At 61.0% G+C, this 19,242-nt stretch carries 14 protein-coding genes; 2 read left to right on the top strand and 12 right to left on the bottom strand.

Features of this window, described 5'->3' with window-relative positions; genetic code table 11:
- Positions 1-15 precede the first annotated feature (15 nt).
- The 12 genes from ACYP2Q_RS18130 to ACYP2Q_RS18075 form a co-directional block, all read right to left on the bottom strand.
- The gene (locus ACYP2Q_RS18130) at positions 16-3,879 is read right to left on the bottom strand and encodes a type VI secretion protein IcmF/TssM N-terminal domain-containing protein (protein WP_459731761.1); all 3,864 of its coding nucleotides are present in this window, start codon (positions 3,877-3,879) and stop codon (positions 16-18) included.
- 30 nt (positions 3,880-3,909) lie between these two features.
- Positions 3,910-4,623 (bottom strand): type IVB secretion system protein IcmH/DotU, encoded by a 714-nt coding sequence (icmH, locus tag ACYP2Q_RS18125; protein WP_323628529.1) that lies wholly within the window; start codon positions 4,621-4,623, stop codon positions 3,910-3,912.
- Positions 4,620-5,963 (bottom strand): type VI secretion system baseplate subunit TssK, encoded by a 1,344-nt coding sequence (tssK, locus tag ACYP2Q_RS18120; RefSeq protein WP_459731760.1) that lies wholly within the window; start codon positions 5,961-5,963, stop codon positions 4,620-4,622. Before tssK ends, icmH begins: the two co-directional genes overlap by 4 nt.
- Positions 5,960-6,715, bottom strand: coding sequence for a type VI secretion system lipoprotein TssJ (gene tssJ / locus ACYP2Q_RS18115; protein WP_459731759.1), 756 nt, complete (start codon positions 6,713-6,715; stop codon positions 5,960-5,962). The genes tssK and tssJ overlap by 4 nt, the downstream gene beginning before the upstream one ends.
- 23 nt (positions 6,716-6,738) lie before the next feature.
- Positions 6,739-9,330, bottom strand: a complete 2,592-nt coding sequence (gene tssH, locus ACYP2Q_RS18110; RefSeq protein WP_459731758.1) for a type VI secretion system ATPase TssH — start codon at positions 9,328-9,330, stop codon at positions 6,739-6,741.
- Positions 9,327-10,388, bottom strand: coding sequence for a type VI secretion system baseplate subunit TssG (tssG, locus tag ACYP2Q_RS18105; protein WP_459731757.1), 1,062 nt, complete (start codon positions 10,386-10,388; stop codon positions 9,327-9,329). Before tssG ends, tssH begins: the two co-directional genes overlap by 4 nt.
- Positions 10,352-12,184 carry a type VI secretion system baseplate subunit TssF gene (gene tssF, locus ACYP2Q_RS18100; RefSeq protein WP_459731756.1) on the bottom strand — a complete coding sequence of 611 codons (1,833 nt, stop codon included), beginning with the start codon at positions 12,182-12,184 and terminating at the stop codon, positions 10,352-10,354. Before tssF ends, tssG begins: the two co-directional genes overlap by 37 nt.
- Positions 12,184-12,666 carry a type VI secretion system baseplate subunit TssE gene (tssE, locus tag ACYP2Q_RS18095; RefSeq protein WP_459731755.1) on the bottom strand — a complete coding sequence of 161 codons (483 nt, stop codon included), beginning with the start codon at positions 12,664-12,666 and terminating at the stop codon, positions 12,184-12,186. The genes tssF and tssE overlap by 1 nt, the downstream gene beginning before the upstream one ends.
- A gap of 25 nt (positions 12,667-12,691) precedes the next feature.
- Entirely contained in the window at positions 12,692-14,194 is a 1,503-nt protein-coding gene (tssC, locus tag ACYP2Q_RS18090; protein ID WP_459731754.1) for a type VI secretion system contractile sheath large subunit, read from the bottom strand.
- A gap of 10 nt (positions 14,195-14,204) precedes the next feature.
- Positions 14,205-14,738, bottom strand: coding sequence for a type VI secretion system contractile sheath small subunit (tssB, locus tag ACYP2Q_RS18085; protein ID WP_007978739.1), 534 nt, complete (start codon positions 14,736-14,738; stop codon positions 14,205-14,207).
- Positions 14,739-14,806: 68 nt separating this feature from the next.
- The gene (locus ACYP2Q_RS18080; protein ID WP_459731753.1) at positions 14,807-15,559 is read right to left on the bottom strand and encodes a hypothetical protein; all 753 of its coding nucleotides are present in this window, start codon (positions 15,557-15,559) and stop codon (positions 14,807-14,809) included.
- Complete coding sequence (locus tag ACYP2Q_RS18075) at positions 15,540-15,950, bottom strand: hypothetical protein (protein WP_459731752.1); 411 nt, start codon at positions 15,948-15,950, stop codon at positions 15,540-15,542. Before ACYP2Q_RS18075 ends, ACYP2Q_RS18080 begins: the two co-directional genes overlap by 20 nt.
- Positions 15,951-16,251: 301 nt before the next feature.
- Here ACYP2Q_RS18075 and ACYP2Q_RS18070 point away from each other — a divergent pair, with 301 nt between their 5' ends.
- The gene (locus tag ACYP2Q_RS18070; RefSeq protein WP_459731751.1) at positions 16,252-18,417 is read left to right on the top strand and encodes a M48 family metallopeptidase; all 2,166 of its coding nucleotides are present in this window, start codon (positions 16,252-16,254) and stop codon (positions 18,415-18,417) included.
- 270 nt (positions 18,418-18,687) lie between these two features.
- Positions 18,688-19,215, top strand: a complete 528-nt coding sequence (locus ACYP2Q_RS18065) for a DUF4303 domain-containing protein (protein WP_046820300.1) — start codon at positions 18,688-18,690, stop codon at positions 19,213-19,215.
- Positions 19,216-19,242: the final 27 nt, after the last annotated feature.

The raw sequence follows: 19,242 nt of genomic DNA, 5'->3' as shown, positions 1-19,242 counted from the left end.
TCAAGGTTCGCCGGCTCACAGCGCTTGACCTTCTTTGGCATTGAGCGCGCTCAGCGCCTTGACGTTCGCCAGGTCGGTCAGCTTGACGCCGCCGTAGTTGCGCACGGCGAGGCTGACCGGGCCACTGCCGGTGTTCCAGCTGAAGCGTTGCTGGATGCCGTCGAGATCGCTGACCCGTGCGCTGTCGTTCATGCGCAGCAGGCCCCAGCGGCCCGGGTAGTCGAACACCGTGATGCGCTCGCCGCTCAGGGTCACCACATCCAGGCGTGCGCCCGGCGTGGTGGTCGTGCCCGGCCAGGAGAAACGGCTCCAGCTGGTCCGGCCGTTACGGTAGTGCTGCACCTGGCCATCGAGGGTGAAGATGATGTCGGTCAGGTTGGCGGAAGGCTCGAGCATGATCTCGAAGCCGTTGTCGCGGTCCGACAGGCTGGCGATCACCTGGCCCAACGAACTGGCCTTGTCGATGCTGTTGACCATGTTCGGGTTGACCAGCGGCGTGGCCTTGCTGTTGCTGCTCATCCCCAGGCCTTCGCCACCGGACAGGTTGCCGATCTCGTTGCGCTTGAAGTTCGGCAGCAGCCCGGATTCCGGGTCGACGAAACGCTGCAGATCCTTGACCGAGGCTTCATTGCGGCTGCCTGGCGCAATCGGGTAGCGGTGCGCCATGACCTGCTCCCAGGGCTTGGCGATCTGCTGCGCCCAGGCCTTGGCTATCTGTTGGCCGGCCGGGTCGCGCAGGGTTTCCCAGGCAAACTGGATCGGCAGGCTGAACAGGCCCTGCAACGAATCGGACAGGCCGCCCTGGCTGGTGTCGACGGTGGTCTCGACATAGTTGCGCACGCTGGTCACTTCGCTCGGCTGGCCTTCGAGGGTTTCACTGATCAGCTGCTTGCTGCTCTTGCCAACGTCCTGGGAGCGCTGGATGTTGTTCATCCGCACCTTGAGCTTGCGCAAGGCCGCGAGGTAGCGGTCCATGATCGTGCTGTCGGCGCCTTCGGCGTTTTGCACGGCGAACACCCGCGATACCGGTTCGAAACGCTTCGCCAGGCTGCCGTCGTCGACCGCCGGCAGAGGCGATACCAGCGCACCGGGCGCCGTGTTCTTGCCATCGAAGATCCCGCTGACGCTGCTCCAGAACCCGTCATCGGGCTTGTTGCCCGCCTGCAGGGTTTCGCGGGGGGCAGGGACGTCCCACTGGGTGTTGTCGTTGACCGCCGCCAGGAGGGTTTTCACCGGCGAGTTCTGCACGTCGCTGAGCAGCGACAGTTGCTGGGTGGCATTGGCCATGTCGGTGAAATGACGAACGCCAACGCTGTCGACAAAGGTGTACCAGGCCTGGGTGTAGTCGCGCTTGTAGCGCGTCATGAACTCACGGATGAAGTTGGCTTTCTGCACGATGCTGTCGCCGCCTTCGCCATCGAGCACCCAGTCCGTTTCGTTTTGCAGATTGCCCGACACCAGCTTGATCAGCTCAGGCTTGACGAACTGTTCCCAGCCCTGGCGGGTGAAGATCGCCGGGACCGCTTCGCTGCCGTACAGCAGCTGGCGGCCGGGCAGCGGCACCAGGTCGCTCAAGCCAACGGCCGGGAACTGACGGCTGGATTCCAGTTGCAGGCGCAGGTATTCACGGTCCACCAGCGAGCTGGAAATCATGAAGGACTTCAGGCTGTTGCGGGTTTCGCTGATGAGCTGCTCGTTACGCGACAAGGCCGGTGCCTGGCCATTCTTGAGCAATTGCACATAGACCGGCGAGTTGTCCTCAATCACCTCGATGCTGACAGGATGGTCGGCACTGGCGGTATTGGCCCAGGCCACCGGCAACGCAGCGCCGACAAATTCAGGGTCCGGGTGGGTGGCCGGTTGCGTGAGCATCAGGTAGAGCTTCAGCGCATTATAGGATTCGATGATGGACGCGACCTGGCGCTCATCCAGCCGGCCGAGCATTTCTTCGGACAACGACAGCCCGCCGGTGGTCGCCGACAGATCCGCGGCATCGCTCGCGGTGGCAGGGTTGCGCAGCGCCGTCAGCGCTTCGCCCCGTACCTTGTTCGCGGCACCCTTGGCGGCACCGGTCAGGCGGCTGGCGACATCACCGCTACTGCGCGGCAGGTTGTTCAATCGGGTCGGCAGTTTCTGGCCCGACGCGCGGGCTTTGGCCTTGTTTGGCGCGGGCGCATAGCTGTTCTGCGCATCCATGGTCCTGGCGAATTCATTGAAGGTGCGCATCTGCAATTGCAGTTGCACGGTGACGGGTTCCAGCGCCTGGGTGCGCAGTTGCTGCAAGTAAGCGGTCTGCGCAACGAGGTAGATGTCGTCACCACGATAGAGACCGGCACTCAATTGCAGCGGCACGCCGTTGGCACGGTGCCTTTCGATGGCTGTGAGTTGCTCGCGCAGCAGCTCCAGGCCCTGGCCCGAGGCGAGTAACTCGGCACGGTCCGGGGCTTGTTGCAGTTCGCTCAGTTGCTCGCGCAATGCGGCCAGCCACTGCCGGTTGTTCTGGAACGACAGCGCTTGCCAGCCGATGAACGCAACACCGGCCAGTACCGCCAGGCCCAACAGGGCAGGGCTGGCGGAGGTGTTCTTGCCCAGGCGCGATTGATAAAGGGTCAGGTCACGATCCGGGAAGATCACCCGACGGAACGTATCAGTAATGAAGTAGCTGCGGTCGCTGAGGGTCTTGCCGCTGCTGTGCGGCTGCTGCTCGGGGGCTGGCTGCAAGGCGAACGACTCGGCCAGGTCGTCTTCATACACCTGGCTCAACTGCTGATCAGTCTGCAGGGCGCTGGTGAAATACAGCCCGCGCAGCAACAGTGGCGCACCGCTGCGACGGGTTTCGGCGAAGTGCTGGAGGAACTGCTCCAGCACCCCGGAAAGCTCGGCGAAATAGTTCGGGAAGTTCAGCAGCGCGCTGTCGGCATCGGCGCCCAGGGCAATCATCTGGGCGTCGACGTGGCGACGTATATGACCGTGCAGGTTGGCCAGCTTGGCATCCAGCACCGGGCGCAGGCCCTGGTTGCGGATCTCGGACAAACCGAAGGTCATGCCCAGCGGTTGCTGGCGCTCGTTCAGGTCCAGGCCTTCAAACGCCTGGCTGAAACCCGGCAATTGATCGGTCTTGCTCAGCATCAGGTAGATCGGTGGATTGGCGCCCAGGCAATCGTTGTATTCCTCGATGCGCGATACCAGTTGTGCGGCGAGTTCGTTGCGCTCGGAAGCGCTGCACGCCAGCAATTCGGGCAGGCTCACCACCAACACCAGGCCGTTGACCGCGGCCTTGCTGCGCTGCTTTTTCAGCAGCCGCAGGAAGGCGGCGAATTCGCTGGCTGACGGGTCGTCCCGCAGGTATCGGCCGGCCGTGTCGATCATCACGGCCTCGGGGCTGAAATACCAATCGCAATGCTGGGTGCCGCTTTGTGTGTCGTTGGCGCTGCTGGCAATGCTGGCGGACAGGCCCGAGCGGGTCAGCAGCGAGGTCTTGCCCGCCGCGGACATGCCGATCACCAGGTACCAAGGCAAATCATAAAGCGCCGACGAGCCGCCGCCACCGGCCGAGCGGTCGGTGCGCAACATCGCAATGGCGTGCTTGAGGCGTTCGCGCAGCACGTGCTGGTCGCGGAACTCACCCGAGGATTTGAGCGAGCGATCGACTTCGATCTGTACCAGGTTCTCAAGGTTGTGCTCGGCGCGGATGCGCTTGTACTGACGCAGCACAATGACCAGCAGGTAGAAGGCGCTGATCAGCGCCATCGCCTCCAGCGCATAACCGCGCAGCCAACTCACGTGCGGGGCCACGAACCAGCAGACCGCCAGGCTCGCCAGCCACAGGACGGGAACGAGGAACCAAAAACTTTTCAACGAACGCAATAATGTCTTCATGTCTTCCTGACTCGGTTACCTGACCTGTGCTCAGGCACTGAACAGCTGGCTGATTTGTTCGGACAACGCGGCTACGTCTTTGCCCAGCAGCCAGTCCAGCGTCAGGTAGACCCCGGCGCAGACCAGCGCAATCAGCGCCAGGTAGAGCCACAGGGGTACTTCATGGCGCAGCATCTGCGAGACCTGGTCGGGCAATGCCCAGTCAGGCGAGAGGGCCTTGGGCGTCTTGCGAAAACGCGCGATGTCCTGGCCCAGGGTATTGGCCAGGTAGCGCAGCTGGTCCTTTTGCCCGAGGCTGAACTTGCCTTCGAAACCCAGGGCCAGGCACAGGTGGTACACCTCGAGCACATCGAGGTTCTGCTTGACGTCGCCACGCAGTGCATCGATTTTTTCGAAGAAGCCTTCGCCCGCCAGGTGCACGCCGAAATAGCGGAACTGCAGGGGTTGCAGTTCAAAGTGCCGCCGCAGTTCGTTGTCCCCGGAGCGCAACACGCTTTCATCGAGGAACGCACACAGGGCGTACTGGGTGTCCTTGACCTGTTCAACGCTGTAGTTGGCGCCACGGGCATCGAGCTCCAGCGCCTTGAAGAAGCTGTCGACGCTCGCCTCGAAGGCGCTGACCGACGTCACCTGGCGACCCTTGCGCACGATCAGCGCCATGCTGATGAAGTCCTGCACCAGGTCCTTGAGCGTCGGTTTTTCACGGGCGGCGGCAACGGCGCCTTGCATTACGGCTTCGGTCATTTGAGTACCGCCATCAGTTCAAGCTTGAGGTTGGTGAACGCGCTGGGCGCATAGAAGGAGATGGCCTGGGCACTCATCATTCGTTCATACACCCGGCCATGGGGCTCGATGGAGAAGTAGTGATTGTCCAGTCGCACCGGAATCGCATTGGGCAGGCGGGTCGAATGATTGAGGGTGACCCCCGGCATGGCGCTGTTGACCACCACTTCGATGTCTTCCGGCGAGCCGACCTTGAACGCCCGTGGCACCAGTTCCAGCAGGCTCGCGCCCGGCATGTCGGCGTGCACGCAAATGTAGAAATCCGCCTCCGCCAGCCGTGGATCGTGCAACTGCCCTTGCCAGTACGAGGGTTTGGTCTGGGTCAGGTTGATCACCACGCACTGGTTCGGCACCACGTTGTCGAGCAGCACGCGAATCATTTCGTCGAGCCTGACCAGCGAGGCCGCGGGGTCGTGGTGGTCGTACTCGGGAATGTCGTTGAGCTGGGTGTCCAGCGAGAACGTCAGCAAGCCGCCGGCCAGTTCTGCCAGGAACAGATACAGGCGCTCGGGGTGCAGGCGCGGGTGCGCGAGCAGGTGCGCCAGGGCCGGGTGGGCACGGTTCACCGTGTTCAACAGCCAGAACAGGGTCACGTCGCTTGAGCCGAACTCGGCAATCTGGTCGGCGCGCTCGCGACGCCGACCCGACAGCGCCTTGCTTTTCGATTGCAGGGCACCGAGCAAACGCTTGCCCAGGCCGATCAGGGTGTCATGGGTGCCCAAGTGCAGCGTCGGGTGCACGAAATGCCCGTCGAGGTTGAAGCCGCCGATGTTGTTGCGTGACAACCGGGCGATCGGGCACCAGGTGTAGCCATCGAGGTTGTCGCCGTCGATCAGCATCACCACGTTCAGGCGCAGGCTGGTGATTTCGTTTTCCAGGTCGCCTTCGTTGAGGTCCGGCAAGGTGTCGAACTGCTTGCGAAAACGTCGCCCGGTCTTCTGCTCCTGGCCGTCTTCGACGTAGTTCAGGCCGAAGGGCTCCGGCAGTTTCAGCGCGGCGTAGACCTTCAGGTCGTTACCCTTGAGCAGGTCCTTCAGGTCGCGGGCGGCCGGCAGCGGATCGTGCTGCGGCGCGTCGAACAGGCTGCCGTCGGGAAACACCAGTTTCAGCCGCTTGAGCTGCAGGGAGCCGGTGGCGAGGGCTTCCTCGTCCACTTCCAGCAGCTGCACGCCCCAGTGAAAGGGCGTGTTGCGCAGGGTCGCCTGCGCCAGCTGATGCTGGTGGAACTCATCCTGATACTGGAAATGTTGTGGCAAAAGGAACATGCCTTCGGACCACATCACCCGGCTTTGCTTACTCATTGAGCGCCTTCCAAAAATGAATTCAATTTCGAGTCCACGGCTTTTTGCGCAGAGGCACTCGCCTGGTCCTGGGCCTTCTGCACCACGACGTCCTGCACGCGCTCGGTCAGCGTGGGCTCGGCCGGCTGGTCGGGCAGGGCGGCGGCTTTGGCGAGCTGCTCCTGGGTCTTGGGTTTGTCCAGGACGTCGACGCCACTGACGGCGGACACCTTGTTGTCGTCCACCAGCACCCGCAGGCCGTCGGAGGAGAACCAGATGCCGTCCTTGCGCAGGGAGTTGGCGTCAAACGCGACCTTCCAGCGGCTGTTCTCGTCGGTGCGGAAAAACGCGGCGACGCCGACATAGCCGGTGGCCTTGTTCAGCGGCCACTTGTCGACCTGGCCCATGCCCGGCAGCAGGGTGATTTCGCGGTTCTCGATCAGGGTATTGCCGAGGGCTTTTTGCGGGTCGTCCCACAGTGTGTCGGCGTCGACCGACGCAAAGCGCTCCAGTGAGGTCAGCTGGTACACGCGCAGCACCACCGAAAGCGGTTGGCCGGACGCATCGGGATTGAGCTGGTTGCCGCCGTCGGAGGTCAGGGTGACCTTCTCCTGGTCGTCGAACAGCATGTCGCCCGCCCAGGTGTCGTCAACCCGTTTGCCAACCCGGTCGGTGACGCCACAGGCGCTCAGTACCGCCATCATCGCCACCGCCGTCAGGCATTTGGCCAACGCCGTCTTTTCGCGACGCTTCCCTGAATTTCTCTTGTCCATGACCACTACCTGTAAATGCCCGATCAGCACAGGCGATAGGCGAAATCGCCGTCGCTGCCCAACTCGATGTTCAGACTCTGGATCGGTTTGTCCTGCGCCATGCGCTCCAGGACCCGCTGGGCCAGTTCCGGCATCAGGGTCTTGGACAAAATGTTGTCGATGTTGCGGGCGCCGCTGTCGACCTCGGTGCAGCGCGAGGCAATGGCTTTTACCAGCGCCTCGTCATAACCGAGGACGGCCTGATGATTGCGCTCGAAGCGCTGGCGAATGCGCGCAAGCTTGAGCGAGACGATGCGCTCAAGGATCGCGTCCTGGACCGGGTAGTAGGGGACGATGGTCAGGCGACCGAGGAAGGCTGGCTTGAACACCTGGTTCAACTCGTCACGCAGCCCTTCGACGATTTCTTCCGGGGTCGGTTGCTGCTGCGCGTTCAGGCACCACTGCATGATGCGCTCGGTCCCGGTGTTGGACGTGAGGATGATCACGGTATTGCGGAAGTTGATCTCGCGACCTTCGCCGTCATCCAGCACGCCTTTGTCGAACACCTGGAAAAACAGTTCGAGCACGTCCGGGTGGGCCTTTTCCACTTCATCGAGCAGCACCACGCTGTACGGCTTGCGTCGCACCGCTTCGGTCAGCACGCCGCCCTCGCCATAGCCGACATAACCCGGTGGCGAGCCCTTGAGGCTGGAGACGGTATGGGCTTCCTGGTACTCGGACATGTTGATGGTGATCAGGTTTCGCTCGCCGCCGTACAGGGTGTCGGCCAGGGCCAGTGCGGTTTCGGTCTTGCCGACGCCGCTCGGGCCGAGCAACAGGAACACGCCGATGGGTTTGTTCGGGTCTTCCATGCGGGCGCGGGAAATCTTGATGCGCTTGCCGATTTCCTGCAGTGCGTGGTCCTGGCCGAGCACCCGCTCGCCCAGCAGTGCCGGCAGGCGCTGCACGGTGTCGATTTCGTCACGCAGCATCTTGCCCAGCGGGATGCCGGTCCAGCCGGAAATCACTTCGCCGATGGTGCCGCCATCCACCAAGGCATGCACCAGCGGTTGTTCACCCTGGACGCTGGCCAGTTCGGCGCGCACCGCGGCAATCTCTTGTGTATCCGGTGCCTGGTTCTCCGGATGGCTGAGGGCGCCGAGTTGTTCCACCAGTTGCAGCTCGCGTTGCCACTGTTGTTCGAGGGCATCGCGAGTCTGCTTTTCACCCAGCAGTTCGGTATTGAGGGCGGTCAGGCGACGGGCATGGTCACTGCCCTTGGCGGCTTCCTGCTGCAGTACCGAGATCTCCGCCTGCAGGTTGTCGATCTGGCGCTTGCAGTCTTCCAGCGGCCCCGGCTGCGCCGATTGCCCCAGGGCAACGCGGGCGCAGGCGGTGTCCAGCACGCTGACGGCCTTGTCCGGCAGTTGGCGCCCGGTGATGTAGCGATTGGACAGGCGCACGGCCTGCACCAGCGCCTCGTCCATCACCGTGACCTTGTGATGCTCTTGCATCCTGGCCAGCAGGCCGCGCAGCATGTGGATCGCCTTGTCTTCGTCCGGCTCTTCGACCTTCACCACCTGGAAACGGCGGGCCAGGGCGGCATCCTTCTCGAAGTACTTCTTGTACTCGGCCCAGGTGGTTGCCGCGATGGTGCGCAGCTCGCCCCGGGCCAAGGCTGGCTTGAGCAGGTTGGCGGCGTCGTTCTGCCCGGCCTGGCCGCCCGAACCGATCAGGGTGTGCGCTTCGTCGATGAACAGGATGATCGGGTGCAGGCTGCGCTTGGTTTCTTCGATCACCGACTTGAGGCGGTTTTCGAATTCGCCTTTCACCCCGGCACCGGCCTGCAACAGGCCCAGGTCCAGGGTGTGGATGGCAACGCCTTTGAGCACCGACGGCACGTCACCCTGGATGATGCGCAGGGCCAGGCCTTCGACCACGGCGGTCTTGCCGACACCGGCTTCACCGGTAAGGATCGGGTTGTTCTGGCGGCGGCGGGTGAGGATGTCGACCATCTGCCGCACCTCGAACTCGCGACCGAGCACCGGGTCGATCCGGCCTTCGCGAGCGCTTTGCGTGAGGTTGATGGTGTATTGATCCAGGGCCGGTGTCTTGCCATTGCCCTTGATCGTGCTGGCGACATCACTCGGCGGTTTGGCCAGGGCCGATTCGGCGCTGCCTTCCACCAGGGCGTTGAGGTTCACGCGCAGATCGTCGGCGTTGATTTTCTCAAGTTCAGCCGCACCCGCGATCACCACCCGGCGCAGCTCATCGTCATCGAGCAGGGCCTGCAACAGGTGGCCGGTGCGGATCTGCGCCTGGCCGAACTCGATGGAGGCCAGGACCCACGCCTGTTCGATCAGGCGGGTCAGGTGCGGCGACAGCGCCGGGGTGCGCGTATTGCCTTTCTTGAACGTCCCCAGTGCCGTCACCAATTGCGCCTGCAAGCGCTCAGGCACCACGTCGTAATGACGCAGGATGGCCGGCAGGTCGTTGTCGTGGCCATCGAGCAACTGCAACAACAGGTGCTCGATCTCGACATCGTAGTGGTGTTCCGACAGGCACAGGGCTGCGGCGCTTTCAGTGGCGGCACGGCTGGTGTCGTTGAGCTTGGCAAACAGGGACTTCAGGTTCACAGGGAGACCCCATCAAAAGGAATGTGGAAGAGGGCGCAGCGGGATGGCTCCACGTCGACGCCTGGTCGCTTGAGCCAGCCGAGCCTGCCCAGGGAAACGTTGCCCAGGCGGGCGACCGGTACGGCCTTGGATTTGAGCTTGGGTGCCAACTGGAAGTCGAGCTCCGCACCGACATAGAAACGCACCAGTTCCACCAGCTTCTGGTAGTCCTCGGTGCCTGGCTGGAAGCGTTGATAGTCGGCCAGTTCCAGCGGACCCAACTCGATGCGCACGCACGACTGGTAGTCCCAGACCCGGTTGCCGGCGACGGCGCTTTGCCCGAGCACGGCGTTCTTGCGCCCCAGTTGCGTGCATTGGCTGGCGTCGAGTTTCAGCCAGCGACCGGCAAACGGCTTGACCTTGAACGGCAGCGAAAAGTAGAACGACAGCATCGCTTCCAGGTTCAGCGCGTTGCGCGGTTTCTGCGCGAACAGGCCGGAGAAATAGCTGAACAATTCCCGGCGCAGGGGCGAGCCTTGTCTGTCGAATTTCTGCTTCTGCGCCTCGGGGCCGAAGCCCACCAGGTTGAGCAGGTAACGGTCGAAGTCCGAAGTGCCGTTGCGTTCGTACTCGATGTAGAACTTGTACTTTTGCCAGGCCTCGTAGAACAGCGTGGTCATGCGGTGCGAAAAGATGTCGAGGAACGCATGGGCCGCGTCATCCCGGTACTGGATGTGCCGCTCGATCAACAGCTCGGTGTAGGGGCGCGGCAACACGCCCGACGGCCCGACCAGCCCCATGAAGGTCACTTGCATCTCGGACAGCGGCAGGCCGGCCACGGACACCTTGCCTTCACGCTCGAACTGCAGGTCGCTGACTTCACTGGCCGGGAAGTTGAGCGACAGCTGCGAGCGAAAACGCAGGGGGTCTTCGTGCGGTCGGGTTTGCAGGTCCATGCGCCCGGTCCTGCTGTAATGCAGGCGGAGCAAGCGCACCAACTGGAAAAACTCGAATCGGTGCGGCTCAGCCCGTGCCTGGTCGATCAGACCAGGGGTTGATCGCCGGTTCGCGGTGGCCATTGGACGACTCTCTTTTCGCGCTGCAAGGTGCGAAGGGTTAATTGGGTAAAGCTGTTCATGGAGCAGTACTGACCAAAGAAGTGATCGAGCACCATGCCGAACAGGAACACACCGCTGCCGGTGTATTGGCTTTCATCGAAATTGAGGGTGATGCCGACGCCGCGCACGAAGTTCGGCCGTGGGTGGCCAATGCGTGCGACCACAGGCTCGCTGCTCACCGAGACGATGCCGTTGATCTGTTTGCGGATCGCCGACACGTTTCGGTAGTTGTAGAGCGATAGCAGCTCCAGCAGCACTTCGCGACCTCGGGACACCAGCGACATGTGGTTGAGCGACAGGTGCGAAATCAGCCGCCAGATCACGCCGTTACCCAGGGGTACGCGAGCGGTGGCGGTGGGCTTGCGCAGGCAGCGGATGTCCTTGATCACCGAGTTGCCCGGGATGTTGAAATCGCCGCGCTCGCCACCGAACGGCAACAGCAGGGGCAGGTCACGGTTGCTGCAGGTCAGGCGGATGCTCAACGCATCGTTGTTGGCCTCCATCAGGCCCAGCTCGCGATCCACGATGCGGATAAACACGTTCGAGCCATCGCGCTGGCCGCCCTGTACCGCACGGCGCCGGGCCATCCAGAAACTTTGGCCCGGGCCCTGATCGCCACGGGGTTCGAAAAAAGGATGGCAAGTGCCGACCTGATCGATACCGCCGACCTTGCGCACCCGTCGTACGCGGTCGATGGACACCACTTCGGCAGAGCCTTGCAGGCGCACATCCGGCGTCACTGCATACTCGTGCTGGGCGTGGGTCAACTTGATCGGCTCGGCCTGCTGGCGGAACAGGTTGATGATCGGCGTGCAGTTGAGCTTGAAATTATTGCGCCCGATGTTCTGCGTGAGGCGCGCGAGGCGGTCGCTCAGGTCGTAGTCGGAAAAGTAGAAGTTGACCTCGACTTTCTCGATCTCCTTGCCCGCCAGAATCCGTGCAAAGCCTGACAGGTCAAAGAACATGAACTTGTCGGGGAAAGTGAAGTACTCGTGCAGCAGGCGATAGCCGAGGAACGAGCGCTCGGAGTAGTCCACCAGGCCTTCGTCCAGGCAGTAGCCGACGGCTTTCAACGCGTTGGCCGGCAGCACGACCTCGCGCGAACGCCCCTGATCTTCGAAGGTCAGCGTGGCCTTGGCCAGGTTGTTGAACAGCAGCTCGTACAGTTGCAGCATCAACGTGCTTTCGCCGTCGAGGAAGAACCGCAGGCTGTCCAGTTCCAGTTTGCCGAACATCACGTCGGTGGTCGCCACCAGGCCGATACGCAAGCGCGCGACCAGGTCAGCGCTGTGGCCGTTGAACGCCGAGCGTTCCATCTCGATGAATGACGCCTGTTGCACCGACACCGGCCACAGCTCGACCGGGTAGCAGGTGCGGAATTTACACACCACGCCATCGATCGGGTTGGCACTGAGTTCGGTATGCCGGGGCACACGGAACGCTTCGGTGACTTTTTCCTGCTTGCCCAGGTTGAACTCGACGATCGACATCGACGGGGTAGGGCGCAGGTAATGCGGGTACAGCACCTCGAGAAACGACTCGACGATTTCCGGCAGCTCGTCGTCAAGCTTTTTGTGTACGCGTGCAGAGAGAAACGAGAAGGCTTCGATCAAGCGCTCGGTGTGCGGGTCTTCGCAGTTATCGCCCTCGATGAGCAACCGCGAAGCGATTTTCGGATACTGGCTGGCAAACTCCTGGCCCAAAAAGCGCAGGTGCGACAGTTCCTTTTCGTAATAGGGCAGCAGATCGTCGAGCATCAGTTGAGGTTCTGCACTTTGTATTCCTGGGTATTGACCTGCAGCACCGCGTCGAAGGACACCTGGCGGGTGACGTCTTGCAGGCGCAGGACCGCGTCCACGCGAAAGGTCAGCATGCGTTGGCCGGTTTGTTGGGCGAGCAGTTGCACCTTGACGCTGCGAAAGCGCCGGTCGCCGACCGTGATGGCCTTCTCCAGTTGCCGCTGGATCAGCAGGCGATCCTTGGGGTCAAGCACGCTGCGACTGGTGAAGTCCGGCATGCCGTAGTCGAGGATGCTGCCGCTGAGGTTGGCGAAACCCTCCAGCTCGTTGGCGACCAGGGACTGGCGGGTGTTGACCAGGATTTCCAGGTCGCGAACGATGCTGGCCTTGTAATCGGCCAGCGAACACAAGCGCTGCGATGACGCTTCGATGGACTGATGCGGACGATCGTCCAGCAATCGGTCCAGCAGTGATGGCAACAGCTTGTGTTGTCCGGTCATGTTGCCTCCCTGGCAGTGTGGGCGATCAGGCGCGAGTCGATTGCGGCAGTTCGGCGACCAGGCGCAACGAAGCGGTCAGTTCGTCCAGTTGGTAGTGCGGGCGCAGGTAGGTCACGGCCTTGTACACCCCCGGTTTACCTGGCACTTCGAACACCTCGGCGCGGGCTTCGCGCAGCGGGAACTTGGCCTTGGCTTCCTGGCTGGCGGTGTCGTCCAGCAACACGTAGCTCGACAGCCACTTGTTGAGGAACATTTCTACGTCCTTGCGCGAGGCGAAGCTGCCGATCTTGTCGCGCATGATCGCCTTCATGTAGTGGGCAATGCGCGAGGTGGCGAAGATGTACTGCAACTGCGCGGAAAGCCGGGCGTTGGCGTTGGCGATGTCGGTGTTGTACTGCTTCTGCTTTTGCGTCGACTGGGTGCCGAAGAACGCGGCGTAGTCGGTGCCTTTGCAGTGCACCAGCGGAATGAAGCCCAGGTCCGACAGCTCTTTCTCGCGGCGATCGGTGATGGCGATTTCGGTCGGGCACTTGAGGGCGATTTCACCGTCATCGGTCTTGAACGTGTGCGTTGGCAGACCTTCCACCAGGCCACCACCCTCGACACCCCGGATCGCCACGCACCAGCCGTAGCGGGAAAACGCATCGGTAACCCGGGTGCCCAGCGCGTAGGCGGCGTTCATCCACAGGTACTTGTTGTGGTCGCGGCCATCGACGCTTTCGACGAAGTTGAATTCCTCGACCGGCGTGGTATCCGGGCCGTAAGGCAGGCGACCGAGCACGTGGGGCAGGGTCAGGCCGACATAACGCGAGTCTTCGCTGGCGCGGAACGACTTCCACTTGGCGTATTCAACGGTGTCGAAAATCTTCGCCAGGTCCCGTGGGCCGGACATGTCGGTAAACGAATCCCAGCCGAACAGCTCAGGCGAGGCCGCCGAAATGAACGGCGCGTGGGCGGCCGCGGCGACGTGGGAAATCTCTTCGAGCAGGTACATGTCTTCCGGGCTGCGGTTGAACTCGTAATCACCCAGCAGCATGCCGAACGGTGCACCACCGAAGGTGCCGTATTCTTCTTCGTAGATCTTCTTGAACAGCGCGCTCTGGTCGAATTCGGATGCGGCCTTGAGGTCGCGCACCAGGTCTTTCTTCGACGCATTGAGCATGTGGATCTTCAGCGTGGTGCTGGTCTCGGTCTGGTCGACCTGATACTTCAGGCCGCGCCAGGACGCTTCCAGCTGCTGGAACTCACTGGCGTGCATGATCTCGTTCATCTGCTCGGAGAGCATCGCGTCGATCTCGGCGATGCGCGCATCGAGCACGGCGATCAGGTCCTTGCTCGGCGTCATTTCGCCTTCCAGGATCTGGTTGACCAATTCACCGATCAGGTCGCGGGTGCGGGACCGTTCGGTCTCGGAGCGGGCCACGCGGCTTTGCGAAATGATGCTGTCGAGCAACGAGGATTGCGCGGTGAAGCTGTCCACTTCAACCAGCGTGCTGTCCTGTTGAGTCACGGTTTGCTTGTCGTTCATCGTCAGGCTCCTACGCTTTGCCGTCGGTGGCTGGAACGGCGGCTTCACGGCCAAATTCCTTGCCCAGGGTTTTCAACTTCTCGGTGTTCTGCAGCACGTCCATCAGCAGCTCTTCGAGCTTGTCGTTGCCGCCCATCTTGTTGCGCAGGTCCGCCAGCTTGTTGCGCACTTCCAGCAGCTTGCGCAGCGGCTCGACCTGCTTGACCACGTTCTGCGGTTCGAAGTCTTCGAGGGCGTTGAAGTTGAGCTCGACGCCCAGCTGCGTGCCGTTTTTCGCCAGGGTGTTGTCGACGCGGTAGGTCAGGCGCGGCTTGATGCCCTTGAGCACACCGTTGAAGTTGTCGCGGTCGATGAAGATGAACTTGCGGTCCTTGAGCTTCGGCAGCGGCTCCAGCGGGTTACCGGAGAAATCGCCCAGCACACCGACGACAAAGGGCAGCTCTTTCTTTTCCTGAGCGTCACCGATATCCACGTCGTAGGTGATATGGACTCGAGGCGCGCGAACGCGGTCGAGTTTGTGCTGGGTACTTTCCTTCTTCGCCATCGTGATCTCCTGTGCGAACAATTCGCTGCAAGTCGTATGCGTGTCGGTTCAATGGGTGGCCGAGCGCGTTACATTCCTTCGATCGTCAGCAGCAGGCGCTGACGAATTTCATCGTTCATTTCCATGATGTTTTCGTGTCCCACCAACTCTTCGAAGCTGGTGTTGCCGGCGATCTGGGTGCTGCTGCGGATCACCGCCTCGTCGGGCAACTGCGAGCGCACCGGCGAGCTGATGACGCAGAAGGGCAGGTCGCCGAAGTCCTTCAAGCGTTCGAAGGTGACGGGAAAACGCAGGCCTTCAAGCAAGCGGCTGATGCCGGGGGACTTGCTCAGGCAGTAGAACAGCACCAGGTAATGCACCACGAAGCGGTACAGCTCGGCGCTGCTGCGATTGGGGTCGTTGATGACCGTGCGAAAACGGGCCAGGTCGAACGAACTGAAGCCGACCACCCAGCGCACAGGGCTGGTGATGCGAATGGACTGGCCGCTTTGGGACAGCACCTTGTCGTACTCCAGCGCAAACAGTTGCGGGGTGGTACTGAGCAGGTTGAGGGGCACTTCGAGTTCATTGACCAGCTGGAACGGAGCGGCCGAGCCGATGCGGTCGTAGAGCTCCTTGAGTTCCTTGAAATGGTGCTGGGTCTCGCGCCCGCTGCTGCGTTGCGCGCCCTGCAGGTATTCACCGAAAAACGCCTGTGGACGAATCAGCAAAGCCAGGGTCGCCAGGTAATCCGAAGCCTGCGCCTTGAGCGCGTCAGAAATGGCCCGGGTCTGGCTTCGCAGCTTGATCAATGCTTCAACATCAAAAAACGTCTGAGTCATCGGTAACTTCGTCCTTGAACACTTCGCGACCACTACCGGATATACACGGGAGTGCGGGCGCAGTGACTAATTTCTCGACCAGTTCACAGTTGTGATCGTTGATGTTTGACATCAAGAAATCACACTGCCAGGAATCATTGGGGGTGCGATGCTGGCATATGGATATCGAGTTGCCAGTAACGTCGTGTATGGCAACAGGATGTGTAGGAAAGTTCCTACGAGGCGCGGATTTTTTCTTTTTTTTGTGACCTGCCGCAATGATGTCTGCTTGCCACCATTCGCCGGATGCCAATGGCACAAGTGGCTCAAACCCAATGGATTCAATGGTTTCCGGAAGGTAGTGGATCCAATTTTTAATTAAAAAAAATTGAAAAAAGGTGAACCGGTTCACCTAATGTCCGCTTGATTCTCCGGCAAGGAAAAATTGAAGGATAAGTGTCATATTACTGGCGCGAAGTGATGGCATCCCGAGATATCCGGGGATGTACAAAGCGTCCTTGCGCTGTTGAACGAGTGTTCGGGCAATATGGGGTTACATATCGCCGTTATTTCTGTATAACGCGCCAGGTACGACTACGCCTCATGACTATCATGTCGGTCGTGCAATAGCGTGAGGGCTTTCGGGGCCTTCGTTAAATGGAATTTACGGTCGCCACGGAAGTAAGGCGGCGCGACTAGTGAGGCCACGTCTCTTGAAAACATTGAAACTCATTGCTGTACTGGTTCTTTTACCATTTTGCCTTGGTTTGTTGGGCATCTGGGAACTGCAACGCAGCAGTGAGACTGGCCGTCAGTTCGACAGGGTTCGGGCTGACCTGATCGATATTCGTCCGCAGCTCGAAGCGCTTTCCAGGAAACGAGGCTCCAGCTCTATCGCAGTCGATTTCGACGGTGAGCGGGTGGGCGTAGCGTTGGCCTTGTCTCGCCTGGAAGAAGTCGAGGATGCGTTTGACACTCTTATCCCGGTAAATGCGGTGAGAGTCTTTTTGGCCAAAGGTGTCGTCGTCCTTGGCCTTGCAGCCTCTCTGATCGGCGTGTCGGGTTTGCTCTGGCTCGGTTGGGCCGGATTGCGTGCGGGCCGGTCTCGTGAACAACTGCTGTACAAATTTACGGAAGTCAGTCGTACCCTGCCTTATTTGCTGGTGGGCCATATTGTCTTCATGGGGGCGGCGGTCGCAGCCATCCTGGCTTTCGAAGCCTTGGTGTTCTGGCATGCGGGACCAATGTTGGCCGGTGAAATCAAATTGATAGCCATCGCAATGATGGTGATTTTCGGCTTCCTTTACTCGATCTGGCGGATGGGCAAGCAGTTACCCGTCATGCTGCGCATGTTCGACTCGACGCCGATGCCCGTCCTCGGCCAGGAGGTTTCCCAAGAACAGGCTCCGCAGCTATGGGATTACGTTCGCGGTCTAGCCGGTCGAGTCGGCGCACTACCTCCCGATCACATCGTTCTGGGCATGGTCGAAGGCTTTTACGTCACCTCCAGCGACGTCAACCTGCTGCCGGCAGACACCGCGCTCAAGGGCCGCACCCTGCACGTACCGATGATGTACCTGGGCTTGCTCGATTCGGCAGAAACCGGCGCGGTCATCGGTCACGAACTGGCCCACTTCGCCGGTGCCGATACCGAGTACAGCCTGCGCTTCGTGCCGATCTACGAGGGCATCGGCCGCAGCCTCGGGGTGATTGCCGAAACCATGCTGCAAAGCGATGTACTGCAACGCACGACGCTGTGGCCGGCCTTCATACTCGGTGAGTATTTCATGGAGCGTTTCGATCATGCGGTGAGCCATTGGAGCCGCGTGCGTGAGCTTGCGGCGGACGCGGCAGGTGCGCAGTTGACGGGGAATATCGCCATCGCGTCGGCGTTGGTGCGCATCGCTGCCATCGACCCTTTGTTGCAGCACAGTGTATCGACCCATGTGGCCCGCGCGACCAACCCCAATGCCGAACACGTCCTGACCCGCGACTTGCCAGGCAGTGTGGTGCAGGAACTGGCCGCCCAGCCGCTGACCTTGCCCGAAGAGGAAATGGCCGCCAGCCAGCCTCATCCGTCGGACACCCACCCCTCCAATCGCGAGCGGCTGGCGTCCCTGCAAGTCTCGGTCGAAGAGGCCGTCAGCCGCGGCACCCGCCCGATCATTGCGGCGCATGCCTGCGCCGCGATGGATCACTATTTCGCCGATCCCCAGGCACTGCGTGCGCGCATTACCGAGGACTTTCTCGGCCACTACGTGGAGCAGGACGCGGCGGTTGTGCAAGAGTTACGCAGCCATGCCGGCAATGCCACGCAGGAAGTCCGGTTGCATGAAGGCGCACGATTGCGGGGGTGGATTACCCTGGGTTGCTTCTCGTTCTTCATGCTGTTGGGTTTGGGCCTGCTCATCCTGCCGTACCTGCTGCCGCAGGTTTACGTGGACGCGAATTCCACAATGAAGTTGGTTGGCATTCTGCTCTTGATCTGCATGGCGTTCCTGCTGCCGCTCTCCTTGCGCATGCTTACGCGGGCGAACAAGACCGCGTTGTTGCTGACGCCCGAGCACTTCGTTTTCGCCAACTTCAAGGCGCCGTTGCCGATCCGGCACGTCGCCGATTTTGGTCTGCAAGTGGGCCAAGGGGTGCACTTGAATCTGCTGCTGGAAGACGACGCCCCCATGCCTGAGTTGGCCTCGCGTTCGTTCTTTTCGCCGGATGCGAAACTCAACAGGAAAAAGCGCTGGGTCCAGCTGCACTTGCTTCAAATCTGCCGCGACGACAAAAAACTCAAGGACCAGGAGTTGGCGGACCTGATTGGCACCTACCTGAATGCAGGCACTGCACGGCACTTGCTGCAGCAGCGATTCGAGCAGGCCTGAAGGCTTTCAGCATTGGCAAACGTGGGGCGCCGGGTTCAAAGGCTCCCTGCGCAAAGCTGATGAAGGTCTGATAGCAGCCTTTGCAGTTCGTTGTTTTCGTCCAGCAAGGGTGTTGCGTTTTCATACAGGACAACGTCGTTGATCGAGCCCATGCCAACGCGTACGCCGTATCCTGGGGCAGCGCACGTCCGCCTTTCTGTTCAGGGCCAGGGAAGTGGTCGGCGATGTTGAGGGCACGGATATGGATGGTTTCATGAGGTTCTTTTTTGAATGAGCGACTCGGGCCAGATCAACGACCATTTTCAGCGAGATATTCAGGTAGCGTGCAAGAGGGCTATCGAGCAATTTCGCCAAGCGCACCCCACTGCCGATGTCTGTGGGTTTGCGCTGTACTCAGACGCTGATGCGCGGACTCTGGTGCCGTCGTTCAACACGGCTGATCACTTGGCGCGCGTGCAGGCTGAAGAACCTGCTGAGCAGGCTTATTTCAAATGGTCACCCGCTGAATGGAGCCACGAAACCTTCGGTGGCGATCACTTCAACGTCCTGTCGAGCCTGTTGTGGGACTTGGCTGATTCGATTCCCGATGAAGATTTTGAACGTCACCGCGCACTCGTCTTCGAACACTGTGTTGCGGCCTTGAGGTCGCTGACGACGTGCACGTTTGAGAACGCCATTTATGTATTCGCAGTCTCTGACTCTCAAAGCGTGCCGGAAGAAATCGCCTGGATTACGCAACTCAATACCCCCGAGCAAGCCCTCGAATTCAAGACATGGTTAGAGCAGGTCGAGCAATGAAAGGCATGCACTTAACAAGGATGCGTA

It is taken from the genome of Pseudomonas sp. MHK4 (assembly GCF_054600775.1).
Note: the sequence above shows the minus strand (reverse complement) of the source record. Positions and strands in the feature narration are given on the sequence as shown.

Bases quoted from the DNA above. Each gene is read 5' to 3' on its own strand.
- ACYP2Q_RS18130 (WP_459731761.1), bottom strand. From the start codon at position 3,879: ATGAAGACATTATTGCGTTCGTTGAAAAGTTTTTGGTTCCTCGTTCCC.
- icmH (WP_323628529.1), bottom strand. From the start codon at position 4,623: ATGACCGAAGCCGTAATGCAAGGCGCCGTTGCCGCCGCCCGTGAAAAA.
- tssK (WP_459731760.1), bottom strand. From the start codon at position 5,963: ATGAGTAAGCAAAGCCGGGTGATGTGGTCCGAAGGCATGTTCCTTTTG.
- tssJ (WP_459731759.1), bottom strand. From the start codon at position 6,715: ATGGACAAGAGAAATTCAGGGAAGCGTCGCGAAAAGACGGCGTTGGCC.
- tssG (WP_459731757.1), bottom strand. From the start codon at position 10,388: ATGGCCACCGCGAACCGGCGATCAACCCCTGGTCTGATCGACCAGGCA.
- tssF (WP_459731756.1), bottom strand. From the start codon at position 12,184: ATGCTCGACGATCTGCTGCCCTATTACGAAAAGGAACTGTCGCACCTG.
- tssE (WP_459731755.1), bottom strand. From the start codon at position 12,666: ATGACCGGACAACACAAGCTGTTGCCATCACTGCTGGACCGATTGCTG.
- tssC (WP_459731754.1), bottom strand. From the start codon at position 14,194: ATGAACGACAAGCAAACCGTGACTCAACAGGACAGCACGCTGGTTGAA.
- tssB (WP_007978739.1), bottom strand. From the start codon at position 14,738: ATGGCGAAGAAGGAAAGTACCCAGCACAAACTCGACCGCGTTCGCGCG.
- ACYP2Q_RS18080 (WP_459731753.1), bottom strand. From the start codon at position 15,559: ATGACTCAGACGTTTTTTGATGTTGAAGCATTGATCAAGCTGCGAAGC.
- ACYP2Q_RS18065 (WP_046820300.1), top strand. From the start codon at position 18,688: ATGAGCGACTCGGGCCAGATCAACGACCATTTTCAGCGAGATATTCAG.